Source organism: Novosphingobium sp. BW1 (assembly GCF_008107685.1).
In the GTDB taxonomy this organism is placed as follows: Bacteria; Pseudomonadota; Alphaproteobacteria; order Sphingomonadales; family Sphingomonadaceae; genus Novosphingobium.
In genome coordinates this window covers 14921-39380 of sequence record NZ_VIRF01000092.1, presented here as the reverse complement: position 1 = coordinate 39380, position 24460 = coordinate 14921, and the positions used below count along the sequence as shown (strand labels likewise).

21 protein-coding genes and 1 other RNA gene are annotated in these 24460 nt (G+C 64.5%); 10 read left to right on the top strand and 12 right to left on the bottom strand.

Annotated elements, in window-relative coordinates:
- Positions 1–177 precede the first annotated feature (177 nt).
- A complete protein-coding gene (locus FMM79_RS19460; protein ID WP_148629187.1) occupies positions 178–2904 on the top strand; it encodes a valine--tRNA ligase in 2727 nt (908 codons plus the stop codon).
- Between the two features lie 254 nt (positions 2905–3158).
- Positions 3159–3434 (top strand): allantoate permease family MFS transporter, encoded by a 276-nt coding sequence (locus FMM79_RS19455; protein ID WP_148629185.1) that lies wholly within the window; start codon positions 3159–3161, stop codon positions 3432–3434.
- Positions 3435–3439: 5 nt separating this feature from the next.
- On the opposite strand, the gene FMM79_RS19450 is transcribed toward FMM79_RS19455, so the two are convergent.
- Positions 3440–4033, bottom strand: a complete 594-nt coding sequence (locus FMM79_RS19450) for a twin-arginine translocation pathway signal protein (protein ID WP_148629183.1) — start codon at positions 4031–4033, stop codon at positions 3440–3442.
- Between the two features lie 251 nt (positions 4034–4284).
- Between FMM79_RS19450 and FMM79_RS19445 the strand changes: the two genes are divergently transcribed.
- Positions 4285–5028 (top strand): 7-carboxy-7-deazaguanine synthase QueE, encoded by a 744-nt coding sequence (locus tag FMM79_RS19445; RefSeq protein ID WP_148629181.1) that lies wholly within the window; start codon positions 4285–4287, stop codon positions 5026–5028.
- A gap of 42 nt (positions 5029–5070) precedes the next feature.
- Positions 5071–6498 (top strand): MATE family efflux transporter, encoded by a 1428-nt coding sequence (locus tag FMM79_RS19440; RefSeq protein WP_148629179.1) that lies wholly within the window; start codon positions 5071–5073, stop codon positions 6496–6498.
- Between the two features lie 70 nt (positions 6499–6568).
- On the opposite strand, the gene FMM79_RS19435 is transcribed toward FMM79_RS19440, so the two are convergent.
- From FMM79_RS19435 to FMM79_RS19410, 6 genes are all read right to left on the bottom strand, one after another.
- A complete protein-coding gene (locus FMM79_RS19435) occupies positions 6569–8257 on the bottom strand; it encodes an ATP-binding protein (protein ID WP_371710966.1) in 1689 nt (562 codons plus the stop codon).
- A gap of 131 nt (positions 8258–8388) precedes the next feature.
- On the bottom strand, positions 8389–9153 hold the full coding sequence (locus tag FMM79_RS19430) for a TIGR02186 family protein (protein WP_148629175.1): 765 nt from the start codon (positions 9151–9153) through the stop codon (positions 8389–8391).
- Complete coding sequence (locus tag FMM79_RS19425) at positions 9150–10064, bottom strand: sulfite exporter TauE/SafE family protein (protein WP_148629173.1); 915 nt, start codon at positions 10062–10064, stop codon at positions 9150–9152. The genes FMM79_RS19430 and FMM79_RS19425 overlap by 4 nt, the downstream gene beginning before the upstream one ends.
- An 81-nt stretch (positions 10065–10145) precedes the next feature.
- Complete coding sequence (locus FMM79_RS19420) at positions 10146–11381, bottom strand: hypothetical protein (RefSeq protein ID WP_148629171.1); 1236 nt, start codon at positions 11379–11381, stop codon at positions 10146–10148.
- Complete coding sequence (locus tag FMM79_RS19415) at positions 11378–12832, bottom strand: glycosyl transferase family protein (protein WP_240339317.1); 1455 nt, start codon at positions 12830–12832, stop codon at positions 11378–11380. The genes FMM79_RS19420 and FMM79_RS19415 overlap by 4 nt, the downstream gene beginning before the upstream one ends.
- 143 nt (positions 12833–12975) lie before the next feature.
- A complete protein-coding gene (locus FMM79_RS19410; RefSeq protein WP_148629169.1) occupies positions 12976–13410 on the bottom strand; it encodes a VOC family protein in 435 nt (144 codons plus the stop codon).
- Positions 13411–13649: 239 nt separating this feature from the next.
- Here FMM79_RS19410 and FMM79_RS19405 point away from each other — a divergent pair, with 239 nt between their 5' ends.
- Entirely contained in the window at positions 13650–14453 is an 804-nt protein-coding gene (locus FMM79_RS19405; protein ID WP_148629167.1) for a metallophosphoesterase, read from the top strand.
- A 28-nt stretch (positions 14454–14481) separates the two neighbouring features.
- Here FMM79_RS19405 and rnpB read toward each other — a convergent pair.
- The 4 genes from rnpB to FMM79_RS19385 all read right to left on the bottom strand — a co-directional run bounded on the left by rnpB (position 14482) and on the right by FMM79_RS19385 (position 16903).
- An RNA gene (gene rnpB / locus FMM79_RS19400) (RNase P RNA component class A) lies at positions 14482–14946 on the bottom strand.
- Positions 14947–14955: 9 nt separating this feature from the next.
- Entirely contained in the window at positions 14956–15660 is a 705-nt protein-coding gene (locus FMM79_RS19395) for an N-acetylmuramoyl-L-alanine amidase (protein ID WP_148629165.1), read from the bottom strand.
- A gap of 70 nt (positions 15661–15730) precedes the next feature.
- On the bottom strand, positions 15731–16387 hold the full coding sequence (locus FMM79_RS19390) for a histidine phosphotransferase family protein (RefSeq protein WP_148629163.1): 657 nt from the start codon (positions 16385–16387) through the stop codon (positions 15731–15733).
- Between the two features lie 99 nt (positions 16388–16486).
- Positions 16487–16903: a M67 family metallopeptidase gene (locus FMM79_RS19385; RefSeq protein WP_148629161.1), complete on the bottom strand. Its 417-nt coding sequence runs from the start codon at positions 16901–16903 to the stop codon at positions 16487–16489.
- 18 nt (positions 16904–16921) lie between these two features.
- Here FMM79_RS19385 and FMM79_RS19380 point away from each other — a divergent pair, with 18 nt between their 5' ends.
- The 5 genes from FMM79_RS19380 (at position 16922) to mtgA (ending at position 21548) form a co-directional block, all read left to right on the top strand.
- Positions 16922–17866 (top strand): RluA family pseudouridine synthase, encoded by a 945-nt coding sequence (locus FMM79_RS19380; protein WP_148629158.1) that lies wholly within the window; start codon positions 16922–16924, stop codon positions 17864–17866.
- Between the two features lie 98 nt (positions 17867–17964).
- A complete protein-coding gene (gene rpoH / locus FMM79_RS19375; protein ID WP_148629156.1) occupies positions 17965–18870 on the top strand; it encodes an RNA polymerase sigma factor RpoH in 906 nt (301 codons plus the stop codon).
- A 147-nt stretch (positions 18871–19017) separates the two neighbouring features.
- Positions 19018–19557 (top strand): hypothetical protein, encoded by a 540-nt coding sequence (locus tag FMM79_RS19370; protein ID WP_162528562.1) that lies wholly within the window; start codon positions 19018–19020, stop codon positions 19555–19557.
- Positions 19476–20783 carry a diguanylate cyclase gene (locus tag FMM79_RS19365; RefSeq protein WP_148629152.1) on the top strand — a complete coding sequence of 436 codons (1308 nt, stop codon included), beginning with the start codon at positions 19476–19478 and terminating at the stop codon, positions 20781–20783. The genes FMM79_RS19370 and FMM79_RS19365 overlap by 82 nt, the downstream gene beginning before the upstream one ends.
- A 99-nt stretch (positions 20784–20882) precedes the next feature.
- The gene (gene mtgA, locus FMM79_RS19360; RefSeq protein ID WP_148629209.1) at positions 20883–21548 is read left to right on the top strand and encodes a monofunctional biosynthetic peptidoglycan transglycosylase; all 666 of its coding nucleotides are present in this window, start codon (positions 20883–20885) and stop codon (positions 21546–21548) included.
- A 252-nt stretch (positions 21549–21800) separates the two neighbouring features.
- On the opposite strand, the gene FMM79_RS19355 is transcribed toward mtgA, so the two are convergent.
- Positions 21801–24305: a TonB-dependent receptor gene (locus tag FMM79_RS19355; protein ID WP_148629151.1), complete on the bottom strand. Its 2505-nt coding sequence runs from the start codon at positions 24303–24305 to the stop codon at positions 21801–21803.
- Positions 24306–24460: the final 155 nt, after the last annotated feature.

Sequence of the window (24460 nt, the reverse complement as noted above, 5' to 3'; positions counted from 1 at the left end):
CCGGCAAGTGGTTCCCGGTCTGCGACGAAATGCGCGGCAGGTCCGCGCATCGCGCCAATCGTTCTCCGCTATGTGGCAGGCCGATAAGGCAAAACTGCGGCAGTGGAAACCGCTTGCAGTTGCAATCGTGCAACTGGCCGCTTGCGCAAGGGGAAAGGCGCTGGCAAAGCCCGGCGCATGACCGAGACCACGCCCGAAACCACGCCGGAAAGCACCCTCGACAAGACCTTCGATCCTGCCGCGATCGAGGCCCGTTGGTACGCGCACTGGGAAGAGACCGGCCTCTTCCGTCCCGAGCGCCCCGATGCGCAACCCTTTACGATCGTCAACCCGCCGCCCAACGTGACGGGTTCGCTGCACATCGGCCACGCGCTCGACAACACGCTGCAGGACATCGTGATCCGTCACGAGCGCCTCAAGGGCAAGGACGCGCTGTGGGTCGTGGGCACCGACCATGCGGGTATCGCCACGCAGATGGTGGTCGAACGCCAGATGGAAGCGAGCCAGGACAAGCGCACGAACTATTCGCGCGAGGGCTTCGTCGAGAAGGTCTGGGAATGGAAGGCCGAGAGCGGCGGCACGATCACGCGCCAGCTGCGCCGCCTGGGCTGCTCGATGGACTGGAGCCGCGAGCAGTTCACCATGGACCCGCACTTTACACAGGCCGTGGTCAAGGTCTTCGTGGACCTCCACAAAGAGGGCCTCATCTACCGCGACAAGCGGCTGGTGAACTGGGACCCCAAGCTCAAGACCGCGATCTCCGACCTTGAGGTGGAGACCAAGGAGGTCAAGGGCGGCTTCTGGCACTTCAAGTATCCGCTCGCCGCCGGCGTGACCCTGGATAACGGGCAGGACTTCATCGAGGTCGCCACCACCCGCCCCGAAACGATGCTGGCCGACATGGCGGTTGCCGTGAACGCCGAGGACGAACGCTACAAGAGCGTCATTGGCAAGGAGATCCTCCAGCCGATCACCGGGCGCCGCTTCAAGATCGTCGCCGACGAGCACGCCGATCCCGAACTGGGCTCGGGCGCGGTGAAGATCACGCCGGGCCACGACTTCAACGACTTCGAGGTGGGCAAGCGCGCTGGCTTCAAGCCGGCCGAGATGCTCAACATGTTCGATGCCGACGCCAACGTGGTGCAGACGCAGGACGGCCTCGTCCCCGAAAAGTACCTTGGCATGGAGCGCTTCGCCGCGCGCGAGGCGATTGTTGCGGAAATGAAGGAACTGGGCTTCCTCATCCCCCACGTCGTCACCAAGACGACCAAGGACGGTGAGACCGAAACCACCGAGATGGACGCGGAACCGCGCACCATCCAGACCCCCTATGGCGACCGTGGCGGCGTGGTGATCGAGCCCTGGCTGACCGACCAGTGGTACGTCGATGCGGCAACGCTCGCCAAACCCGCCATCGCGGCGGTGCGCGACGGGCAGATCGAAGTCGTCCCCAAGGCCTGGGAGAAAACCTACTTCAACTGGATGGACAACATCCAGCCCTGGTGCGTCTCGCGCCAGCTGTGGTGGGGCCACCGCATTCCGGCGTGGTACGCCGAAGATGGCAAGGTCTACGTCGCCGAAACCGAAGAGGCCGCGCAGGCGCTTGCGGGCGAAGGCGTGGCGCTGACCCGCGACGAGGACGTGCTCGACACCTGGTTCTCCTCGGCGCTGTGGCCATTTGCCACGCTGGGCTGGCCGGAGAAGACCGACCTTCTTGCCAAGCACTACCCCAACGACCTCTTGATTTCGGGCTTCGACATCCTGTTCTTCTGGTGCGCGCGCATGGCGATGCAGGGCATCCACTTCATGGACGAGGTGCCCTGGAAGAAGCTCTACCTCCACGGTCTCGTGCGCGCCGCCGATGGCGCCAAGATGTCAAAGTCGAAGGGCAACGTGGTCGATCCGCTCGGCCTCATCGACCAGTACGGCGCCGACGCGCTCAGGTTCTTCATGGCCGCCATGGAAAGCCAGGGCCGCGACATCAAGATGGATGACAAGCGCATCGAGGGGTACCGCAACTTCGCCACGAAGCTGTGGAACGCGGCGCGCTTCTGCCAGTCGAACGGCGTCGCCGCCTCGACCTCGCTCGCCGCGCCCAAGGCGACCTCGGCGGTCAACCGCTGGATCATCGGCGAAGTCGTCGAAACCGTGGCCGAGCTTGACAGGGCCATGGCCGACATGCGCTTCGATGCGGCTGCCAACGCGATCTACCACTTCGTGTGGGACAGCTTCTGCGACTGGTACATCGAACTGGTGAAGGGCAACTTCGATGAAGAAACCCGCGCCGTTGCCGGCTGGGTGCTCGACCAGATCCTCGTCATGCTCCACCCCTTCATGCCCTTCGTCACCGAAGAGCTGTGGTCCAAGATGGGCGCGCGCGAGACCGACCTGATCGTGGCCCTCTGGCCCGCACCCGAAGCCAGCGTGGATACCGCCGCCAAGGCCGAGGTCGAATGGCTGATCGCGCTGATCGGTTCGCTGCGCGGCGCCAAGGCGGAACTGGGCATTGCACCGGGCGCGCGCCTTACTGCCTACATCGCGGACGTCTCGGACGCGACGCGCGCCATCATCGACGCCAACGCCACCGTGATCGACCGCCTCGCGCGTCTTGATGCGATCCACTTCGACGCGGCCCCCGCAGGCCCGGTCCTGCAGGTGGGCGCGGGCGATGCGATGCTGGCCATTCCCTTGGAAGGCGTGATCGACATCGCGGCGGAAAGGAGCCGCCTCGAAAAGGCGCTCGCGGCCTCGCAGAAGGAAGCCAAGTCGCTCGACGGGCGCCTCTCGAACCCCAAGTTCGTGGAAAAGGCCAAGCCCGAAGCGGTCGAGAAGGCCCGCGCCGACCACGCCCACCACACCGCCGAAGCGCAGCGCCTCGCCGCCGCGCTGGAGCGTCTGGGGTAAGGTAAAGTCCCATGGAATGCCGGAAGGCCCGCGAAGTGGATACGCTTCGCGGGCCTTTCTGTTTGAAAGAAGAAAAGGAGATTCAAGGGATTACCCATCCCTTGACCCGGTATACCCGGCCCCCGCAGTTCGTGCCGCACGCGGCAGGCATGAACCATGATAGACAGTTTGGGGAGCCCGAGGGCGATGGCCCTCGGACCACTTCTTTTCTGGCTCCGCTTTGCTTTTGCGTCCTCACAAGATAGGCGGAAGCGATGATGGACATTCCCTGGGACCAGCCCGCAACGCTCATCGATCTGGACGGCAAGACGCCGGTGATTGGATCGTTCCTCGAATGCGTGATGCACTTCTCGCTGTTCAAGCCCTTTGCCAAGGAGCAGGCGCGCATCCTCTTGACGCGGCCTGTGTTCAAGCCCGGCCGCAAGACCCGCGCCTGGATCCTGAACCCGGACGAGATCGAGCTGATCGTCGAGCGCCTCAACCGCGAGCGCGCCGAGGGCAAGGACCTCCCCCCGCACCCCGGCGGCTGAAACGCTCAGTTTTTGGCGGTAAGCGCGTCCCACGTCGCCCAGTCTATGCTGCGACCGGGATAAGCCACCCTGGCGAAGGGCCAGTCCTTTTCGATCCAGCCGGGCACGAAGGCGTAGAGTTCGTCCTCGAACCCGGCCTCGTATTCGGCCTCGGTCACCCACAGACGCACCACCGCGTCGTAGCCGGGGACGGGGCTGGGCTGGACATAGACGCAGCCGCGTTCGCGCGTGCCGTCCGGGGTCAGGACCGCGTAGGCGAATGAAATGCGGCCCTCAAAGCGCGCCTGCTCGGTCTCCATGTCGGTCATGGCCTCGGCATCGGTGATGCCTTCGTGGGGCCAGGCCGTGCTGCGGGTAAAGGTCTGCTGGAGGTGCGCAATCGAGGACATGTAGGCCGCCTTGTCGATTGCGGCGAGTTCGGGGCCAAGCGGCACGATCTGGAAGCCCTCTCCCACAGCGCGCTTGGGCACCGCGAAGTCGGCGGGTACGAGAGATGGCTTTGCCACTGCTTCGGCCGCCACGGCGGCGGTGCTGACCGAGGCGGCCCCTGTACTCAACACCAGCGCGATTCCCACCAGCGCCCGTCCCAGTCCCGCCATGTCTTCGCCTCCGCTCGATTATCACCAATATCTGTGTTGGTAATATCGGAAGGTGGGAAAGCAAAAGCATTTTCCTACACGCCCCAAACCTGACACAGTCTTGGCCATGCCGCCCTGCCCGCGATTTTTCTTGCAAAACCGCGCAAAAGCGCCTCTTGGGCGGCCTTGCAAGTACCACCCCTGGACAGTGTCAACCGTGTCAACTTGCCCCACCCCGTAACCAACCCATTTTCGCGACTGAAGCGCCCGCCATGCTGACCCTTGCCACCACCACCCCCGGAGAACCGGAACTCTTCGCCTCGCTGCAGGGCGAAGGGGCAAGCGTGGGCAAGCCCAGCACCTTCGTGCGTCTCTCGCGCTGCAACCTGGCCTGCCACTGGTGCGACACCGCCTACACTTGGCGCTTTTCGGGCGACAACCGCCCGCACACCGATGGCCTTGATTTCGCGCGCGAGGCCAACCAGGTGAAGCGGGACGAGGCCGAGGTCGCGCAGATGATTGCCGCGCTAAAGCCCGACCGGCTTGTCCTCACCGGCGGCGAACCGCTGCTCCAGGGCGCGGCGCTGGCGCGCATGGTGTCCGCGCTGAAAGACCTGCGCCCCGAATTCCACGTCGAGATCGAGACCAACGGGTCGATCGTCCCCCCCCCCGCGCTTGATCCCCTGATCGACCAGTTCAACGTCAGCCCGAAACTGGCGCACAGCGGCAACCCGGCCAGCCTTGCGCTCCTCCCCGAGCGCCTGTCCGCCTACGCCGCCGATCCGCGCGCCTTCTTCAAGTTCGTGATCGCCGAGCGATCAGACATCGAAGAAGTTCTTGGTCTTGTCGCGACCCACTCCATCCTGCCTTCGCGCGTTTTTCTGATGCCGGAAGGGCGCGACAGCGCGACCTTGCGCGCGCGGGCACGCTGGTTGGGCGATCTATGCGCGGACCACGGGTTCAACTTTACCGACCGCCTCCACATTCACCTGTGGGGCGACACGCGCGGCACCTGAGCGATGCACGATCGCACCGCGGGCACCGCATCTGGGGGATATATGAACGAAGCATCGCCGATACCCGAAGGGGAATGGGAACCGGGTGAGGACGCCGCCCACCCGCCCAAGGCCGGGGCGATGCAGGGCGACCTGACGCAGGGCCCGATCCTGAAGACGCTGATGCTCTTCTCGCTCCCGATGCTGCTTTCCAACGTGCTGCAAACGCTCAACGGCTCGGTCAACGCGATCTGGGTCGGGCGCCTGATCGGCGAAAGCGCGCTGGCCGCGACCGCCAACGCCAACGTCATCATGTTTCTGCTCTTTGCCGCCGTCTTCGGCTTCTCGATGGCGACCACGGTGCGCGTCGGGCAAAGCTTTGGCGCGCGTGACCTGGTGGCCGCGCGCCGCACCTTTGGCAGCGGTGTCGGTTTCTGCTCGGTGGTCGCCGCGCTCACCGGCCTTGCCGGCTGGTTCCTTGCCGAAACCCTGCTCGAACTGATGAGCACGCCGGGCGCCAGCAAGGCCCAGGCGCTTGCCTACCTGCAGGTAATCTTCATCACCCTGCCCTTCGGCTCGGTCTCGATGATGGTGTCCATGGGCATGCGCGGCGCGGGCGATTCGCGCAGCCCGCTCTACGCGATGATCATGGTCGTCCTGCTCGACATCGGCCTCAACCCGGTGCTCATCATGGGCGCGGGACCGCTGCCCGAGCTGGGCATCGCGGGTTCGGCCATCGCGACGGCCATCGCGAATTTGGGCGGCCTCGTCTTCCTCATCTGGCGTATCTACCGCCATGACCTGCCGATGCGCCTGCGCGGCCCGGAACTCGGCTTCCTGCGCCCGCGCCGCGACGAGCTTGCCTATATCGTCACCAAGGGCCTGCCGATGGGCGCGCAGATGCTGCTCGTCTCCTCGGCCGGGCTCATCATGATCGGCCTCGTCAACCAGCTCGGTCTCAACGCGTCAGCAGCCTACGGCGCCTCCTTGCAACTGTGGAACTACCTGCAGATGCCCGCCTTCGCGATGGGCACCGCGGTCAGCGCCATGGTCGCTCAGGCGATCGGCGCGAACGACCACCAGCGCGTCGATGCGGTGGCCAATGTCGGCATGATCGCCAACCTCGTGCTGACAACGGCCATGGCTGCGCTGATCGTGGGCTTCGACCGTCCGCTGCTCTCGCTCTTCCTGGGCTGGGACAGCCCGGCCATGCCAATTGCCGAACACATCCAGCTGATCTGCACCGCCTCGTTCGTGATCGTCTCGGTCACGATGATCATCCAGGGCACACTGCGTGCCTACGGCGTCGTCATTGCCCCGCTCATCATCATGGGCATCGGGCTTTACCCGGGTCGCCTGGGCTTCTATTACCTGCTCGAACCGCAGCTGGCAGGCGATGCAGTCTGGTGGTCCTTCCCGTTCGGCTCGGTAATCACCGTGGCGCTCACCATGGCGTACTACCGCATGGTCGACTGGCGAAAGAGCCGCTGAGAAACGAAGGGCGCGCGAAGGGAAGTCCCTCGCGCGCCCTGTCTCTTCAAGTGCGGATGGAGTTGAGAGGTCAGCGCCCCTGCGCACGCCAGCGCTGGACGGTGCGCATGACCATGTCCTCTTCGCCGCCCGCCTGACTCCACAGGTCGGTGAAGGACGGGTCAGCTGAAGCCGGGCGCTTGTATTCCTCCAGATCGTCGAAGCGCACGCGCATCGGGATCGCGGTGCCCTCACCACAGATGATGCACTCACGATTGCGCAGGGCCGGAATCGAATCGAGGAAACCGCGCGCGCCTTCGGGCATAGCCGCGCGCACGAAGGCCTGGTCGCGGTCATTGTTGAGGCGCATCGAGATGATCGTGCCGCACTGCGAGAGCACGCCCTCAGCAAGGTCCGAGGGACGCTGGGTGATGAGGCCCAGCGAGATACCGTACTTACGCCCTTCCTTGGCGATGCGCGATAGAATGCGCCCGACGGAGGAGCCATCCGCGTTGCGCTCGTTGGGGACGTAGCGGTGCGCCTCCTCGCAGACGAGGAGGATCGGACGGGTCTGTTCATCGCGTGCCCAGACCGCGAAGTCGAAAACGAGGCGCGAGAGCACGGCAACCACGGTGCTGGTGATCTCGGTCGGCACGCCCGACACGTCGATGATCGAGATCGGCCGCCCGTGCGAGGGCAGGCGGAAGATCTTGCCGATGAAGTCGGTCATCGTGTCGCCCACCAGCATGCCGGAGAACATGAACTGGTAGCGCGGGTCGGTCTTGAGCTCATCAAGGCGGTTCTTGATGCGCATGTAGGGGGCGCTGGAGTGCCCCTTGTCGAGCTTGCCCATCGCGTTGTTGAGAATGTTGGAGAGGTCCGAGAGCAGGTAGGGGACGGGCGAATCCACGGTCAGCTTGCCCAGCTTCTCGGCCAATCGGTTTTTTGAGCGGGCTTCCAACAGCGCGCGTCCGAGAATCTCCGAATCGAGCTGCCGATCATCCCCATGAGTCGAGAGAAGTATCTCGCAATGCTCCTCGAAGTTCATCAGCCAATAGGGCATCTGCAGGTTCGAGACGTCAAGAATGATACCCGAATTGCGGAACGCGGCCGAGTACTCGCCGTGCGGGTCGACCATGATGATGTGGCCTTCGGGCGCGTGTTCGCAGATCCGGTGAAGGATCAACGCGGCGCTGGTGGACTTTCCGGTGCCGGTCGAACCAAGAAGGGCAAAGTGCTTGCCCAGCAGCGCGTCGACATAAAGGCCCGCACGGATGTCCTTGGTGGGAAAGACCTTACCTATGCCAATGCTGGCGCGTCCGTCGCTGGAATATATCTGCTGGAGGTCCTGGCTGGTCGCAGGGTAGACCGGCGCTCCGGGAATGGGGTAGGCCGTAACACCCCGGCGGAAGCCGTGGATACGGCCGGTCAGGCGTTCTTCCTCGCCTTCGCCGAGGAAGTCGACATCGGCAACGATGCCCCCGCTGACATTCCCGTCCTGCTTCTGGTTACGCACGCTGGCAAGGAGCCAGCCATTGCCCACGCGCACCTTGACCTGGCTACCGACCTGCCCGGAGATCGAAACCGAAGGGTCTTCTTCCTGGGCGATATCGGTGAGGCGCCCCAGGTCGAACGCGATACGGCTGCCCGAACCGCCGATCTCGACGATGTAACCGATCGGCTCACGCGCCGAGGAACTGACCTGCAAGGCGCTTGCCTGCAGAGTTGGCGCCTGCGCGCCGGCTCCGCCCGGGGCCGCACCCAAACCACCCATATCCATCTGATTCATCGCACACCGGAAGCTGCTGAAAACCGAAACCTGTTATCGTTTTCAGCCTAGAAGGCAGGCAGTTAATGTAAGCCTAAACCGATGCCTTGTAGGGCCGCTTTCCAGCCCTCTCAGCCCGTGGTTCAGACGAGGGCGAAGAGGCGGCCCGCGAGCCAGCCCATGCCAACCGAAACGAAGACGGCCAGAAGACCATAGGCGAAGCCCCAGTTCTGCGAAAAATCGGCGATGGCGCGCTCGATGCCGAGCTTGCGCACCTCGACCTCGCTGCTGGCCGAGGCGACCACGCGCCCCTCGCTGATCGCGAAAGTTTCGGCGGTGTAGCGCCCGATAGGCACCTGCGAGGGCAGGCGGATGCGCGCCTGGTAGAGGACCTGCTCGCTCACGCTTACCCCGCCTTCGTCCTCGCGGTAGAGCCCGGCATCAACGTTGCGCGCGACGAGGCCAGCAGAAAAGCGGGCCTGCTCCTCGGGATCGATCGCGCCGATGGGCGAGAGCTGCAGCCACTGCAGGCCCAACTCGTAGATCGCGGCGGTTTTCTCATCGACGATATCGGCAATGGGCCGGGTCGAGGCGACGGCATAGTAGGACGGGGCGGAGCGCAGCTCGGTGCTCGCCGCGTTCACCCAGATCCCGGCAACCTTCTGCTTCTCGCGCAACACCACCGACTGGGTCGGTCCCTTGAGCACGACGACGATGTCGTAGTCCTGCGCCGCGCGCGAACCTTCGGGCGTGAGCACCGCTCCGAACAGCAACAGGTCGGTGCCATTGAAGCCCTGCTGCAGGTTGATCTGGTGCTGCGAGACTTCGGGCACGAGAATGGGATCGCGCGCGCCGCCCAGGAACACCAGCGCGCACAGCGCCAGAAGGCAGACAAGCAGCCGGTTCACAGCGGCGCCACGGTGTAGATATCGTCGGGGATGTAGGTGAGGCCGAACGCCATGCGCAACGCAACCAACAGAACGATGACCGCCAGCACCAGGCGCAGCTTTACAGGGCTGCTCTTCTGGGCAAACTGCGAGCCGACCTGCGCGCCCGTGACCGAACCGAACAGCAGCATCGAGGCCAGGACGATGTCGACTGCCTGCGTGGTGAGCGCGTGCATCATGGTCGTCGCTATGGTGGTAAAAAGAATCTGCCACAGGCTCGTGCCGACCACCACATTGGCGCTCATGCCCAAGATGTAGAGCATCGCGGGAACCAGGATAAAGCCGCCGCCAATGCCCATCAGCATCGTCAGGATGCCTACTGCGCAGCCCAGCAGCAACGGGGCGAGCGGCGAAATGTAGAGCCCCGAGCGATAGAAGCGCCAGCGCATCGGCAAGCTGGCGACCATGGGATGGTGGCGTCGCTTCTTCGCGGCGATCTTCTTGCCCGAACGCTCGGCCCGGATCGCCTGGATACTCTCCTTGGCCATGAGCCCACCGATCGAACCTAAGAGCAGGACATAGAGAATGCTGATGACGGTATCGATCTGGCCGATCCGCTCGAGCAGCCGGAAAAGCAGCGCGCCGATCCCGGTGCCGATGATGCCGCCCACCACCATCACCGTCCCGATGTGGTAGTCTACACCGCCCCGGCGCGACTGGAAGAACACGCCCGAAACGCTGGCCCCGGTCACCTGGCTGGCGGCCGAGGCGGCCGCGACGGTGGGCGGAATTCCGTAGAAGATCATCAAGGGGGTAGTCAGGAAGCCGCCGCCCACGCCGAACATCCCCGAGAGGATACCCGTGAGTGCCCCCAGCCCGACGATGACAAAGCCGTTGACCGAAAGGTTCGCGATGGGAAGGTAGACGTCCATACCGCTTTTCTCGCTACCGCAGCGGGGCTTGCGTGAAAAGGCGCTTGTGCCCCCTCAGGTTCCCGAAAGCGCGATAAAGTCTCAGAAACCTGCCGACAGGGTTACGGCAGGGCCCGAGCCGGGCTCGGCATCGCCAGCCACGCGCTGGCGCCAGTCAAGCGCGAGCCGCCCAAACATCTTCTTGTTGAGCGGCATCGTGATCATCGCCGAGGGGCCTGCATCGACACGCCAGGCCCCCTTCTGGGCGCCCGCCCAGACACCGCCCCCCAGACGCGCCTCCACCTTGCCGACCCTCACGACCCCCTTGTCGAGACGCGCCTGGCCGTCCCCGAACGCGGTCGCGTACCTGCCAGTCACGTAACCCGCTTGGCCGTAGGCCTCGCCCCTGAGATCGCCGGGCAAAAGCAGCGGGGCGAGACGGGTGCTCACCAGCGCGGCAGCCTGAACCCGGTTGCCGCCGATCCCGTTGACCAGCCGCCCCTCCAGTGCCGCATCGAAGGGAAGGCCCGGCACAGGCCGTGCCGATGCACCAAGCGCGGCCGCGGTTTCGGACACCTCGCCCAGCGCCGATGTTGTGCGCATGTAGAGTTGGGGCTGCAGAGCGCTCTTGAGTGCCAGACGGTACCGCAGGACCGCCCCTGCCTGGCTCCCGCCATAGGTTGGCGGGAGGGGCGCGGCGCCCAGCCCACTGGCCGATTTTCCGCGCACGAGGGCCCAGGCATCAGCCGACCAGCGTCGTGGTCTTGCCCGCCCGTCGCGTGCAATATCCTGTCCTGCGCCGGACGAGGCGGCCGCCTTGACGCCCGGCAGAGCATCGCCCGAGGGTGCCGGAGCGTAGCCGGGCGGCATGGGATCCTCCTCGCCAAACCCCATGCGTCCGGGCGCGAGGTAGTACCCATCTCCGCCACCTGATCCCAGCCTGCCACGGCCTAGCCTGCGGCCTTCCTCCTGCGGGAGCGCCGCGCGAGCCGGTCCCCTGTGCGCCGCCAGCGTCACCCGCCGGGTGTCGAGCAGGACCGCCACGAGTTCGGTAAGATCGATCCCGGCGGGCATCTGCGCCCTCTGCTCCGATCCGCCGAGCGCAGGATCGATCTGCGCAAACGACTGGGGCCCTGCCAGCCACAGGGGCCCGCCCTCACCAACCGGATGCGCCTTGTGCGAGGCCCCCTGATCCGACCCCGTCGCCACTGTTCGCGGCGCGCCCACGGTCAAGAGCGAGACCGGGTCCAATGCGGCAACACGTCCTCCCAACCACCCGGCGACAAGGGCCACGAACACGACGAGGGGCTGCCCCCGGTTGCGCCGCGCCGCGGTCATGCGCCCGCTCTGCGGTGATGGGCCGCGTGCTCGGCGTGCTGAGTCTTGTCCCAGGTCGGCATAGTGCCCTGCAAACTGCGCACATAAGCGGCAAGAGCGCGGCGCCCGGCCATGATCGCGATCACGTTCGCCACAGGTATCCGGGCAATTGCGCAAAGCCCCTCGCCAAGGCCGTATTCGGACGCGGTGAAGGCAAATCGGTTCGCCACCCGCCAGGCGAAGGCCCACATGCACACGACCAGCAGCCCCTCCAGAAGCGGCGGGAAGGGCGCACGGGTATAGACACCGCCCAGCCAGGCCCCGGCCAGAAGCGTCTCGGTCAGGAGCAGCGCATAGGAACAGGCCAGCACGAGCGCGGACAGAGGCCCGCGCCGGTCACGCAAGGCCATCCAGGCATCGCGCAGCCGCGCGTCCCAGCCGAGCCGATCCCAGCCCTGGAAGGCAATCCCCAGGATCCAGCGCGTCTTCTGCCGGACTGAGGCCTGCAGGCTGGCCGGGAAACACGCCCGTGTCGCCACCAGTTCACCATCGGCATCTCGCACCCGCAGGAACCGCGAGCGCCCCCCCTCACGCTGCACGAGCAGCCCCATCTCGTAATCTTCGGTGAGGCATTCGCAGGCAAAGGGCCCCTGCACGTCGCCAGCCATGCGCACTCTGGCGATACGATCCAGCATCGCGCGGCCAAAGGCGCATCCCACCCCCGCGGCCGGGATCCCGAGGCCCAGGGCATCGCGCACGACCATCCCCTTGGCATGGGACTCGGTAAACTCGTCGCAGTAATGGCCGCTGACCCAGCGCGACCCACGCACCGGCTCGGGACGAACCGGCAACTGCACGTAATCGGCCGTAGCCAGTGCCCGATCATAGACCGCCAGTTCGGCGGGATAGACCATGTCTTCGGAATCGTGCAGCACGAGAAAACCAAAGCGCGCGCCGCGGCGCTCCTCGTCGAGGCACAGCGCGGCGTAGAGGCGGTTCAGACAGTCGGCCTTGGTCGTGGGCCCAGCGCTGGCATGGATCACGACCCGCACGCGCGGATCGCCCCCCGCCGCCGCCATCGCCGCCGTGATGGTGCCCGGATCGTTCGCGTAGCAGCCGATATAGAGGATGTAGCCCTGTTGCGGCCAGACGCCGAGCGCATGCCGGATGGTATGCCCGATGACCTGCTCTTCCTGCCAGGCCGCAATAAGGATGGCCGCCTCAGCGCGTAGCGGGGCACGGGCCTGCAGGGCCGTGATCGAACCCTCGCGCGCCTTACCGCAAAGCTTGATGGCGATCCACAGGCCATCCACCAGAAGGTCGTCGAGTGCGCCCAGCACGAACCAGAACGCGCAGAACAAAAGGAGTTCTCGCTCGAAAGTCTCGAGCCAGGCCACTACCGTGTTCACAGCTTCCAGTTCCGCCACGATCACCCCCGTCGCACGTTTGGGCACGTAGGCGCGCACATGCACCGCCCCCTCAATGCTTAGGGAAAAGCCTAGGCCAGACTGGTTAATATCAAACCCGTAATATTGGGGTATGAAGGAAAGTTAACCCTTAAAGAAAAAAGGAGAGGCGAAACCTATTCGGCTGCCTCTCTTTTTCAGGCTCTTTATTACCAGGAGCCGGTGTTCTCCATGCTGAGCCAGGGTTCCTTCGGTTCGAGCTTGCCATCCTGCAGCAATTCGATCGAGATTCCGTCCGGAGTCTTCACGAAGGCCATCCAGCCATCGCGCGGCGGGCGGTTGATCGTCACCCCCGCATCCGCCAGTGTCTGGCAGGTCGCGTAGATGTCTTCGACCTGGAAGGCAAGGTGACCGAAGTTGCGGCCACCGGTGTAGGTCTCCGCGGGCGTCCCATCCGGGTTGGGCCAGTTCCAGGTCAGCTCGACCTCGGTTTCCTCCTGCCCCTTGGGCGCGAGATAGATCAGCGTGAAGCGCCCCTGCTCGCTTTCGATACGGCGGGTTTCCTCAAGACCGATGAGATTGAAGAAGCGGATCGTAGCATCGGGGTCGGTCACCCGGATCATGGTGTGGAGGTAGCGGGTCACGAAAAAAGCTATCCTTGGTCTGGAGGGAGAAGAGGGTACGGAGCGTCCGAACAGGGGCAGCGTCACCTGCCGCTCGGATCGGACCCCGCCCTCGGCACCTGCTTTAGCCAATCACGGAGCCACGACCAAGACCAAAGCCACCAAGGTGCGTCTTCGCGGCCACATGCCCGACACGTACGTCACTATGGATCAACCCACTCTTGCCCCTCCCAGACTGCAAACCTATGAATGGCGGGCTCATGCTTGGAACACTTCGAAAACTCTTCGCCAATCCGACACCCGCGCAAAGGCCATCGCTGCCGCATAAAGAGCGTGTCTACGCGATCGGCGACATCCACGGACGCCTCGACCTTTTCGAAAAGCTGCTCGAGACGATCGCGCACGACGAGGCCGCGCGTGAGCCTGCCCAGACGACCCTCGTTCTCTTGGGCGACCTGATCGATCGCGGCCAGGACAGCGCCGGGGTTATCGCGCGAGCGCGCCAGTTGACCAAGGAGCGGCACGTCGAGATCCTTTGCGGCAACCACGAGGAAATGCTCCTGACCAGCCTCGAGGACAGCAAGGCGCTGCGCAGTTTCCTGCGCTTCGGCGGCCTGGAAACGCTGGCCTCTTACGGCCTTGCCCCCGAAACGATCGCCGACATGGAGATTGATGAACTGCGGGACGCGGCGCGCCGGCACATTCCCAAGCAGGATCTCGAGTTCATCCGCAGCTTCCGCAAGCTCGTGCGCATTGGCGACTACATCTTCGTCCACGCAGGGCTGCGCCCAGGTGTCTCCATCGAAACCCAGCTGGGCAGCGACTGCCGCTGGATCCGCGAGCCCTTCCTCAGCCACACGGGCAACTTCGGCGGCTTTGTGGTTCATGGCCACACGATCACCGAGGAGCCCGACGAGCGCGACAATCGCCTGGGCGTCGATACCGGTGCCTATATTCACGGCACGCTGACCGCCGTCGGGATCGAGGGCACCGAACGCTGGTACCTCACCGCCGATGACGGGACTCACGAGAATCACCATACAGGCGCCACAGTCGCGGTGTGAGAGGCCTCGCATTGTCCAGAAAACCTCGTGTGCCGGGGAGCCTGTAAGCCGGGTTCTGTGCCTGGCGTGGTCTCCCTTTCAGGAGGGACCTTACGCCGCGGCGGCAGCCATTCCTCTAGGCACATCCTTGCGGATGCGCTCAAGCAACCAACCCGGACTGCCTCGGCCCGAAACCGACCGGCCATTCAAGATGGCGCGCAGTCCCTATTCGGTCTTGCTCCGGGTGGGGTTTACCATGCCGCTTACCGTCACCGGCAGCGCGGTGCGCTCTTACCGCACCCTTTCAGCCTTACCTGTTCCCGTCACTCCACGAGGAAGCGGGGGTCATCGGCGGTCTGCTCTCTGTGGCACTGTCCCTGAACTTCGCACGGCCTGAAAACCGCACTCGTCCGGCGGGTGTTGCCCGCCACCCTTGTTTCGTGGAGCCCGGACTTTCCTCGCGCAGGCGTCTTGAAGAAACGAGACACCTACCCGCGGCTGCCCGGCTCCCCGGCACGGACGTTCACCTAGCACGGCCGGTGTCGCGCTCCAACAGGAGTTCGAACAGGATGCCTCCGATTTCCCCGTCAATCTCACCGTCGATGAGTCCGGGGCGCCAGCGGCGCTGGAACGCGATAACCGCCGGGCGCCCATCGGTGATGTCGTAGCCGAAGCGTTCGAGCGCGAGATAGAACTTGCCCGGATTGTCGTAGAACAGGTTCATGCGCGCCGCCGGGATCTCAAGCGCGAGGCCCAGGTCCCCCAGCCGCCCCCAGTCGAAAAGTTCGCCTGGGTCCTGCTTGCGCGCAGGCGCGATGTCGGAATGCCCGACCACATTGGCGCGCGGGATATCGTGCCGTTCAAGAATGTCGGCGAGAAGCGGCAGAAGCGCATCCATCTGCGCCTCGGGGAACGGGCGATAGCCCCACTCATGCCCCGGATTAACCAGTTCGATCCCGATCGAGGCCGAGTTCACGTCGCTTTCGCCGCGCCAGTACGAACGCCCCGCGTGCCAGGCGCGGTTCTCTTCGGAGACGAGCGAGGTGACGATCCCCTCCTCGTCGATCATGTAGTGGGCAGAGACCTCGGCGGCCGGATCGCACATGCGTTCGAGAGCTTCCTCGGCGCTCTGCATCCCGGTGTAATGCAGGACGACCATGCGGATCGGGCGCTTGCGCTCGTTCCAGTTGGGCGATTGCACGAACCTGTTGACCAGCCATCGGTTCATCGTCGCCCATCGCTCCTTCGCGCCATCATACCGGTGCCACCCCCGAGACCTACGTTGCCACGTTCGGGGATCAGTCGTCGACCAGCACCGCTCCCAATATCAGGGCATCCTCCTCGATGGCAAACTGCATCTGCCCGCCAGCCCCTTGCGCAAGCTGGTGCAGCATCGCGGCGGGCGCGGTACGGCTGGTCAGCTCTTCCTCGGGCAGCGTTCCTTCAAGGGCGCGCCCCACCGCCGCATCGAAGGCGATTCGCGGGCCAGCCGCCCGCACGACGATCTCCGCGGTGTGTCCGCCCGCTTCGCCCGCGCGCCACTCGGCCGCGAGATCCAGCGTACCGCCACGCGGCAGCGCCTCGATCCCGAACATGGCAAAATTGAGCAGCGTCTTGATCGCGCTCTTGGGCAGCGCGGCGGAGGAAACCTGCCAGTTGACGGTGATGCGCGCGTTGCTGGCGACCAGCGCATCGACCAGCGCGCGCGCCTCGGCCACCGCGACATGCTCGCCAAAACCACCTGCCGCGCCATAGGCGAGGCGGAAGAACTTGAGCTTGTCCGCCGAGATACGCGCGCTCTGCTCCAGCAGTTCGAAGCAGCGCTGGCGCATTTCCGGGTCCTTCTCGTCAGCGAGCAGTTCCAGCCCGTTCGACAGCGCCCCTACGGGGCTCAGCATGTCATGGCACAGGCGCGAACACAGCAGGCTGGCAAGGTCGAGCGAACTCGTCGTCATGATGATCGTCTTTCCGTTTTTGGTGTCGCGAAGCCGCAAGGGATGTGATGGATGGTCCCTCCAGATGGAGAGGCCGTGCGCGAAGTAAAGAGCGCGGCCTCACACCTCCTGAAAGGCGAGCGGATCGAAGCCATTCCCACGATCGCGCCAGAAAGCAACATCGTCCCCGGCAACGATCGCCCATATGCGACAATCGCCGGTGGAATGTTCACAATCCGTGACGGATGGCGCCGGTTTTCCCGTAGGATGGGAATGGTAGTAGCCCAGCACCGAAGGGCCACCCGTCCGCGCGGCCTTGTGCGCCCTAAGGAGAATCAGCGGATCGATCGCGAATCGGATCGCCGGGTAGGGGTCCACATTGGCACTCTCCAATACGGCGACGATGCACTCGCGCTCCTCGGCCGCCGTCCGGCTGCCGGGCGCGCCCAGCAGCAGCCCACAGCATTCGTGCGGGTGCGCGGCCGCGGCCAGCCTGTGGAGCGTTTCAAGCACCTCTCTTGTCACGTCGATATCCATGGCCGAAGGCTAGCGCCCATGGAGCGTGGCGAAAACATCCTCGAAGGACTTATCCCGCCGCCCGGAGGCCGCCTCGACAAGACGCTGGCCGAGGCGAGCGGCCTCTCGCGCGAGCGCGTGAAGGCCTTGCTGGCTGAGGGCCATATCACGCTGGATGGCAAGCCCGCCAGCCAGGGTTCGGTGAAGGTCGCAGCTGGAACACCCTTTGCGATCGCCGTACCTCAGGCTGCGCCTGCCGAGGCAATTGCGCAGGACATCCCGCTCAACGTCGTCTTCGAGGACGAGTGGCTGATCGTGATCGACAAGCCCGCCGGGCTGGTCGTCCATCCCGCCGCAGGTAATCCCGACGGTACGCTCGTCAACGCGCTCTTGCACCATTGCCGGGGCCAGCTCTCAGGAATCGGCGGGGTCGCGCGCCCGGGCATCGTCCACCGCATCGACAAGGACACCTCGGGGCTCCTGGTCATCGCCAAGTCCGACCGCGCGCACGAAGGTCTGGCTGCGCAGTTTGCCGATCATTCGATCACCCGGACTTACAAGGCGGTCGTGGCCGGACGCCCGGTCCCGGCCGCGGGCACCGTACGCGGCGCCATCGCGCGCTCGAGCCAGAACCGCAAGAAGATGGCAATTGTCGAGGACGGACGCGGCAAGCACGCCGTCACCTATTACCGTACGCTGGAAAATCTTGCCCACTCCAGCCTGATCGAATGCCGCCTGGAGACGGGGCGCACCCACCAGGTGCGTGTTCACATGTCGTCAATCGGGCACATGTTATTGGGTGATCCTGTATATGGACGCACACCAAAGCCCCTCCGGGTCCTCCTATCCCGACTCGCTTTTTCGCGGCAGGCTCTCCACGCTGCGGAACTCGGCTTCGTCCATCCCGTTACAGGTAACAACGAGCATTTCGCGAGCGCTCTGCCCGACGACATGCGGACCCTGATCGACGAATTGCGACTTTGAAATCGGATTTGTGTGCTATGATGAACAGGTGGCCGCAAGTTAAGATGCCTAGCGAAGGGTCTTAGACCGCGCGCCGACCGAAAAGAAGGACGGAAACTGTGAGCAACACCCAACGAAACCTACCGGCAATCCCGGCTCTGGGCGGTGAGCAGAGCCTCAACCGCTACCTCGCCGAGATCCGCAAGTTCCCGGTGCTCAAGCCCGAGCAGGAATACATGCTCGCCCAGCGCTACAAGGAACATGAAGATTCCGACGCCGCAGCCCAGCTCGTGACCAGTCACCTGCGCCTAGTCGCGAAGATCGCGATGGGTTACCGCGGCTATGGCCTGCCCGTCTCCGAGCTTATTTCCGAAGGCAATATCGGCCTCATGCAGGGCGTGAAGAAGTTCGAACCCGATCGCGGTTTCCGACTTGCCACGTACGCTATGTGGTGGATCAAGGCCTCTATTCAAGAGTACATCCTGCGTTCGTGGAGCCTCGTAAAGATGGGCACCACCGCCGCGCAGAAAAAGCTCTTCTTCAACCTGCGCCGGATGAAGAAGAACCTCGACGCCTACGAAGATTCGGACCTGCGCCCCGACGACGTGACCAAGATCGCGACGACGCTGGGCGTGTCCGAGACCGAAGTCGTCAACATGAACCGCCGCATGATGATGGGGGGCGACGCCTCGCTCAATGTCTCTTTGCGCGAGGAAGGCGAAGGCCAGTGGATGGACATCCTGCAAGATGACAATCCGCTGCAGGACGAGATCGTCGCCGAGGCTGAGGAAAAGACCGTGCGCCACGACATGCTCGTCGAGGCTATGGACGCCCTCAACGAGCGTGAACGCGACATCCTCACCGAGCGCCGCCTGTCGGAAGACCCCAAGACGCTTGAGGAACTGAGCCAGGTCTACAACGTCAGTCGCGAGCGCGTGCGCCAGATCGAAGTGCGCGCTTTTGAAAAGCTGCAAAAGGCGATGAACCGCATCGCCACTGACAAACAGCTCCTGCCCGCGGCCTGATCCGCGCGCCCGCCTCGGGACACCAGCAACGAAAAGGCCGGGGTAACCCCGGCCTTTTTCATGTCTGCAGATCAGATTTCGTGGCTCGCCTATACCTAACCAACGCCGGGAGGAGTGTGTACGCACTCGCGCAAGATGTTGACTGTCTTGCGCATTATCCGGGCGCTGTGCGCAACCCTGCTGGCCGTGTCTGGAGCAGCCCTGCTTGCGGGTGCATCGCCCACGCGGGCGCAGGTCTTCAATGGGGCAGACCTGTGCCATGCCAGCAGCCCTCAGCCCAAGTCCGCAAATGCGCTGCCGACCGAATTTTCCTGCACAGATACACCACAGGCCTACCAGGACGGCAGCTTGTGGCTGCGCATCCCCGCTCAGGACCTGCCCGCTGACATTGCAGAGGAACCTGCACTGCTCGTCCACTACTCGCGTTTTGACCAGCTCGATGTCACCTTCCTCTATGCAGACGGTGCGCGCGAACGCCAAAGCGTGCGCAACGGGGACTTTGCCGGGCATTGGCGCATCGGCGGCCAGCTTGAATTCGCGCCCCCGGTGCGCACGGCCCCCTTCGGGGAATCGTCCTCCACTTCACCCGGTTGGCCAGCCAGGACATGCTGCGCCTGCGCCTTGTGGAGCGCGACGATGCCGCCAGCCGGACGACCACGCTTGCCCTGTGGGTCGGTGGTGCGCTGACGCTGCTCCTGATCGGCACGCTCTACAACGCGGTCCTCGCCATCTCGCTGCGGCGCCAGTTTCCGCTCTGGCAGGCGGCTTGGTCGGGGGGGATGCTGCTGTGGGGCACGATCTGGTCGCAGGCGCACCTGATGCTCGTGCCCTGCCTTGCCGGCGCCTTCTCGGCGCAATTGTGCTCAGCCCTTGCCTGCCTTGCCATTACCTTCGCGACATTCAGCGCGATCACCTCGATCGGCACGCGCGATGTCCCCCGCCTCGTGCGCCGCACGGTGCTGACCCTGGCGACACTGTGTTCCCTGTTCGGCCTTCCCGTCTCCTTCATCCGCAACGGTCCTGTCGACCTGCTCGCCGCGATCATTGGGGTGCTCCTGATGGTGACGATGCTGAGCGTGGGCGGTTGCCTCGCCTTCGCCTCGCGCAAGGGTTCGGCCGAGGCGCGTAACTTCGCCACGGCCTGGATCTTCCCGATCATCCTTCTCAGCACGGCCGATTTCGTCGGATCGAGCACACTGTTCCGGGGCGGCGGCCCGCAGCTCATGGTGATCTTCGCCGCGGCCTGGCAGACCTTGTGGCTGGCCGCGGCCGCCTCGCGCACCCACGCGCGGCTGCGCCAGGAGCACGCGGCCGCCCGACGCGCCGAGGCTCAGGCCCGTGAACTGGCCCGCCGCGATCCCCTCACCTCGCTGCGCAATCGGCGCGGTTTCATCGAGATGATCGAGCCTATCCTCGCCGAAGTCAGCCAAGGACGCGAGGTCGCCGCGTTGCTGCTGCTAGACATCGACTTCTTCAAGCACATCAACGACACTTACGGGCATGACACCGGGGACGATGTGCTGGTCACGCTCGCGCGCACCCTAGCCGCGCGCGAAAATGAGCGTTGCATCGCAGCGCGCCTGGGCGGTGAAGAATTCGCCCTGCTCCTGAGCGGGCCCGCTGCGCTTCGCGCGGCCATGATCGCCGAGGACCTGCGCCGCACCATTGCCTCCGCGCGGCCCGGCGACCCCGATGCCGGGGGCACCGTCATGCCACCGATCCCCGGCCTTGCCATGACAGTCAGCGTCGGCGTCTGCCCCGCCATCCCCGGGGAAGTCTTCCGCGATCTCTACCGCAAGGCCGACGCCGCGCTATACCGCGCCAAACGTGAAGGCCGAGACCGCGTGGTCCTCGCCGCGCCGGGCAACGAAACGCCGCGTGATCAAGGCCAGCTGGAACCTGTCGCCAGCTAGGGTCAGCCCCCAGACCCACATGCGCGGCGCTGGACGCTCCTGCACCGCGCGTTTATCACCCGCATTTGTTTCTCTTCCATGCGGAAAGCCCCTGCCCCGATGCGTCTGCTGCTCAAGATCGTGCTTGCCTTCCTACTTCTGAGCGCAGGGATCACGCTGCTCTACCGCTTCGTGCCGGTCCCAGTGACGATCACCATGCTCACAGACGCAAACGGCATCACCAAGGACTGGACACCGCTTTCCGACATCGACCGCAACATGGTCGCCGCCGCAATCGCGGCCGAAGACGGAAAGTTCTGCACCCACAATGGTTTCGACACTGAAGCCATAGAGAACGCGATGAAGCGCAACGCCGAAGGCGGGCGACTGCGCGGTGGCTCGACGATCAGCCAGCAGACCGCCAAGAACGTGTTCCTGTGGCAGGGCGAGGGCTGGAGCCGCTATGCGCGCAAGGGCCTGGAAGTCTGGTTCACGTTCCTGATCGAGCACCTGTGGGACAAGCGCCGGATCATGGAAGTCTACCTCAACGTCGCGGAAACCGGCATCGGCACCTACGGCGTGGAAGCGGGCGCACAGCGCTATTTCGGAAAGTCCGCCGCCAGCCTCACGCCGCTCCAGGCCGCGCGCATGGCCGCGGCCCTGCCCAGCCCCAAGACCCGCAGCGTCAAGAACCCGGCCGGCTTTACCCGCCGCTATGGCAACACGATCTCGGCGCGCATCGGCACCGTGCGCAACAGCGGCTTCGACGCCTGCGTCTACGAATAAGCCCCTGAGCCCAACGCGCGGCTCACCGCTCTTTGGCTGAGAAGATAACAGGATAGTTCCGAGGGCCATTGCCCTCGGGCTCCCCGAACTGTCCACCTCGGGGCTCTCCTGCCAGCTTCGCCAAGAAGGTTGAGGTCGCGATGGCCCACTTGCCTGTTCTTCGCGTCCCGATGCCATGGTACGGTACAAAAAAAGGGAGAGGCTCGAAAGCCCCTCCCCTTTTTTCGTGCCGTTCGTCCTGATCGAGCAGGATCAGAAGCCGACCGAAAGCGCCAGGCTGCCCGCGCGCGGAGCGCCGATCTGGGCGAAGCTCTCGCCATTCAGCGAGCCGCCGAAGAAGCCGACGTAGTATTCGTCGAACAGGTTGGTGAGGTTGAGCTGCAGTGCAACATCGCCACCCGTCGGGCCTTCGCCGATGATCAGGCGCGCGTCGAGATCGACGAGCGTGTAGGACGGTACGCGCGTGGTGTTCGCATCGTCCAGCCAGCGCTTGCCGGTACGCTTGACCTGGCCACCCAGTTCCAGAGCGCCGAAGGCAATCTGGCCACGGGCACCGTAGGAGTAGCTGGGCGAACCCGACTCCATGTTGCCTGCGGTCGCGATGACCCCATCCGCCGTTACTACGTCATCCTGAATCTCGGAGTCGTTGTACGAACCGAAAATGTAGATGAGCGAGTTGTCGGTCGGCTGGTAAGCAATCGAGCCATCGACGCCCCACTTGTCGACCGTTCCGAGGTTACGGTAGACCGTTGCGCCTTCGCCGTTGTTGGCGTTGGGGTCGAAGGCCGAGGCCAGACGGTTCTTGTACTGCGTGTACCAGCCGGCGAGCTGCGCGGTGATACGACCTTCACGGTAGCGAACGCCGACGTCGAAACTGTCGGTCGTCTCAGGAACCGGACGGGCGAAGTCGCCATCAGCCAGATAGAGCGAGTCGTACAACGGGTCGGTGCCGGGAACCGAGAGGCCCTTGGCGTAGTTCGCGAAGACCGAGGCGGTCGGCAGGAAGTTGTACGTGAAGCCAACGTTCGGGAGCAGCTTGTCGTACGTGTACTTGCGCGACTGCGGACGAGCGTAGTCGGGGTTGGCCGCTTCGTAGGCAGTCATGTCCTGACCCGGGGTCGGGCAGTCGACATAGCCGCTGATCGAAGTGGTGTAGCAGTTCTGGTTCAGGCGACGCGTGAAGAACGGCGCGCGCAGGCCCAGAACGGCGGTGAAATCACCGAAGGTACCACGGTATTCGCCCGAAACCTGATGCAGGATTGCCCAGGACAGACGGTCACGCTTGTTCACTTCCTCGCCGTTGAGGTCGAGCAGCGCGTTGTCGATCGCGAAGACATCGCTCGGCTCGCCGTTGGCCAGCATCGGGGTGATCTGGCCGGTCTGGCGGTGACGCGCACGGTCCCAGGTGTAGGCAACGCGGACACGGTGGTCGTCGTTGATTTCCCAGATCAGGTTGGCGATGACGCCGAGGCGGTCGGTGCGGGTCTGGCTGGGGTCGTTGCCCGCAACGCGGTCAAGCGTATCGCCGTCGCCGTTGAGGTCCCGACCGAAGTAGTAGCCGCCGTTGAACGCGCCGGTGTAGTTGACACCGTCGACCGTGAAGAAAGCTTCGCGAAGATCGTCGGGGCCACCACCGTTGGCCTTGACGTACTGGTAGCTCGGATCGACGGTCAGGAGCAGGCCGTCGGACAGCGTGAAGCGCGAGGAACCGCGGATATTGCCCGTGTCGGACGGGTTGTAGCGGCGGTAGAAGGGCGCGCCGCAGCCGTTGCGGTCATCATAGCGCTCGCTCTCGCCGGCGACGCCGCCAGCACCATAGACCTGCCCCGCCGGGACCGAGCAGGGATACGGAGCTTCAGCGTCCTTGGCGTAGATCGAGAAGCGATCACGCTTGCTGAGGTTGCCGTTGTAATATTCCAGCAGATCGCTGACATCTTCCGAACCGGCGAAGTTGTTGCGATTCTGGTTCCAGTGGCCCGCCACCGAGATGAAGTCGCCGTTGCTGCCCAGATCCTGGTAGATGCGGGCGTTGAGCTGGGTCTTGTCGACGCGGCCGTACGGATTGTAGGGCACACCGTAGTTCTGATAGCTCGCCGACACGAAAGCCTTGGTGCCCGCGCCGGTGAAGTCCCCGGTGTCGATCATGCCGAACGCACGGGTGTAGAGGCTGTCCGAGTAGCTGCCCGGCGACAGCACGTCACCGATGGTCATCGTGGTGAACACGCCGAATTCGTCGCCCGGGGTGCGGGTACGGATGTTGACGGTACCGCCCGAAGCCGACGCCGTCGGGCTGTCGACGTCAGTGACGCCCAGGTTCACGTTCACCGATTCCAGAATCTCGGTGTCGACCTGCTGGTTCGAGTAGAGCGCGTAGTTGCCCGAGTCGTTGAGCGGCAGGCCGTCGAGGGTCTGCGACACGCGGTCCGCGCCGAAGCCGCGAATGGTGAAGCCACCACCCATCGAGCCCCAGGGGTCGTTGTTCTGGAAGCTGACGCCCGGAACCAGGTTGATGATGTCGTTGATCGTCTGGCCCGGACGGGCGCGCTGGATCTGCTCCGACGTCAGGACCTGCTTGGCCTTCGGGGTCGCAGGGATCTCGAGACCGGCAACGTCTTCGGCGCGCAGGCCGGTAACGACGATCGCGTCCTCTTCGAAGTCGACCGAACCCGTCGACTGCGCGAAGGCCGGAACGGCGAGGAAAGCAACACCGACGGCAAGCGCGCTCGTCGCGGTGTTGAGAACAGAACTAAACTTCATCAGTGCCCCCTGAAGGTGTCAGACTGGGTAAATTCAACATGCGATGGGATTTGTGAGCCACTGCATGCGCTGCGGTGGCTATGCGCAGTGACATATGACAGCTTTCTGACGGTTGGGAGCCATTTGCTGCTGCAACGGCGCAATTTTGCAACCCG

Bases quoted from the DNA above. Each gene is read 5' to 3' on its own strand.
- FMM79_RS19460 (WP_148629187.1), top strand. From the start codon at position 178: ATGACCGAGACCACGCCCGAAACCACGCCGGAAAGCACCCTCGACAAG.
- FMM79_RS19355 (WP_148629151.1), bottom strand. From the start codon at position 24,305: ATGAAGTTTAGTTCTGTTCTCAACACCGCGACGAGCGCGCTTGCCGTC.
- FMM79_RS19455 (WP_148629185.1), top strand. From the start codon at position 3,159: ATGATGGACATTCCCTGGGACCAGCCCGCAACGCTCATCGATCTGGAC.
- FMM79_RS19385 (WP_148629161.1), bottom strand. From the start codon at position 16,903: ATGGATATCGACGTGACAAGAGAGGTGCTTGAAACGCTCCACAGGCTG.
- FMM79_RS19450 (WP_148629183.1), bottom strand. From the start codon at position 4,033: ATGGCGGGACTGGGACGGGCGCTGGTGGGAATCGCGCTGGTGTTGAGT.
- FMM79_RS19420 (WP_148629171.1), bottom strand. From the start codon at position 11,381: ATGACCGCGGCGCGGCGCAACCGGGGGCAGCCCCTCGTCGTGTTCGTG.
- mtgA (WP_148629209.1), top strand. From the start codon at position 20,883: ATGCGTCTGCTGCTCAAGATCGTGCTTGCCTTCCTACTTCTGAGCGCA.
- FMM79_RS19365 (WP_148629152.1), top strand. From the start codon at position 19,476: ATGCTGCGCCTGCGCCTTGTGGAGCGCGACGATGCCGCCAGCCGGACG.
- FMM79_RS19390 (WP_148629163.1), bottom strand. From the start codon at position 16,387: ATGACGACGAGTTCGCTCGACCTTGCCAGCCTGCTGTGTTCGCGCCTG.
- FMM79_RS19440 (WP_148629179.1), top strand. From the start codon at position 5,071: ATGAACGAAGCATCGCCGATACCCGAAGGGGAATGGGAACCGGGTGAG.
- FMM79_RS19405 (WP_148629167.1), top strand. From the start codon at position 13,650: ATGCTTGGAACACTTCGAAAACTCTTCGCCAATCCGACACCCGCGCAA.
- FMM79_RS19425 (WP_148629173.1), bottom strand. From the start codon at position 10,064: ATGGACGTCTACCTTCCCATCGCGAACCTTTCGGTCAACGGCTTTGTC.
- FMM79_RS19435 (WP_371710966.1), bottom strand. From the start codon at position 8,257: ATGGATATGGGTGGTTTGGGTGCGGCCCCGGGCGGAGCCGGCGCGCAG.
- FMM79_RS19445 (WP_148629181.1), top strand. From the start codon at position 4,285: ATGCTGACCCTTGCCACCACCACCCCCGGAGAACCGGAACTCTTCGCC.
- FMM79_RS19395 (WP_148629165.1), bottom strand. From the start codon at position 15,660: ATGAACCGATGGCTGGTCAACAGGTTCGTGCAATCGCCCAACTGGAAC.
- FMM79_RS19380 (WP_148629158.1), top strand. From the start codon at position 16,922: ATGGAGCGTGGCGAAAACATCCTCGAAGGACTTATCCCGCCGCCCGGA.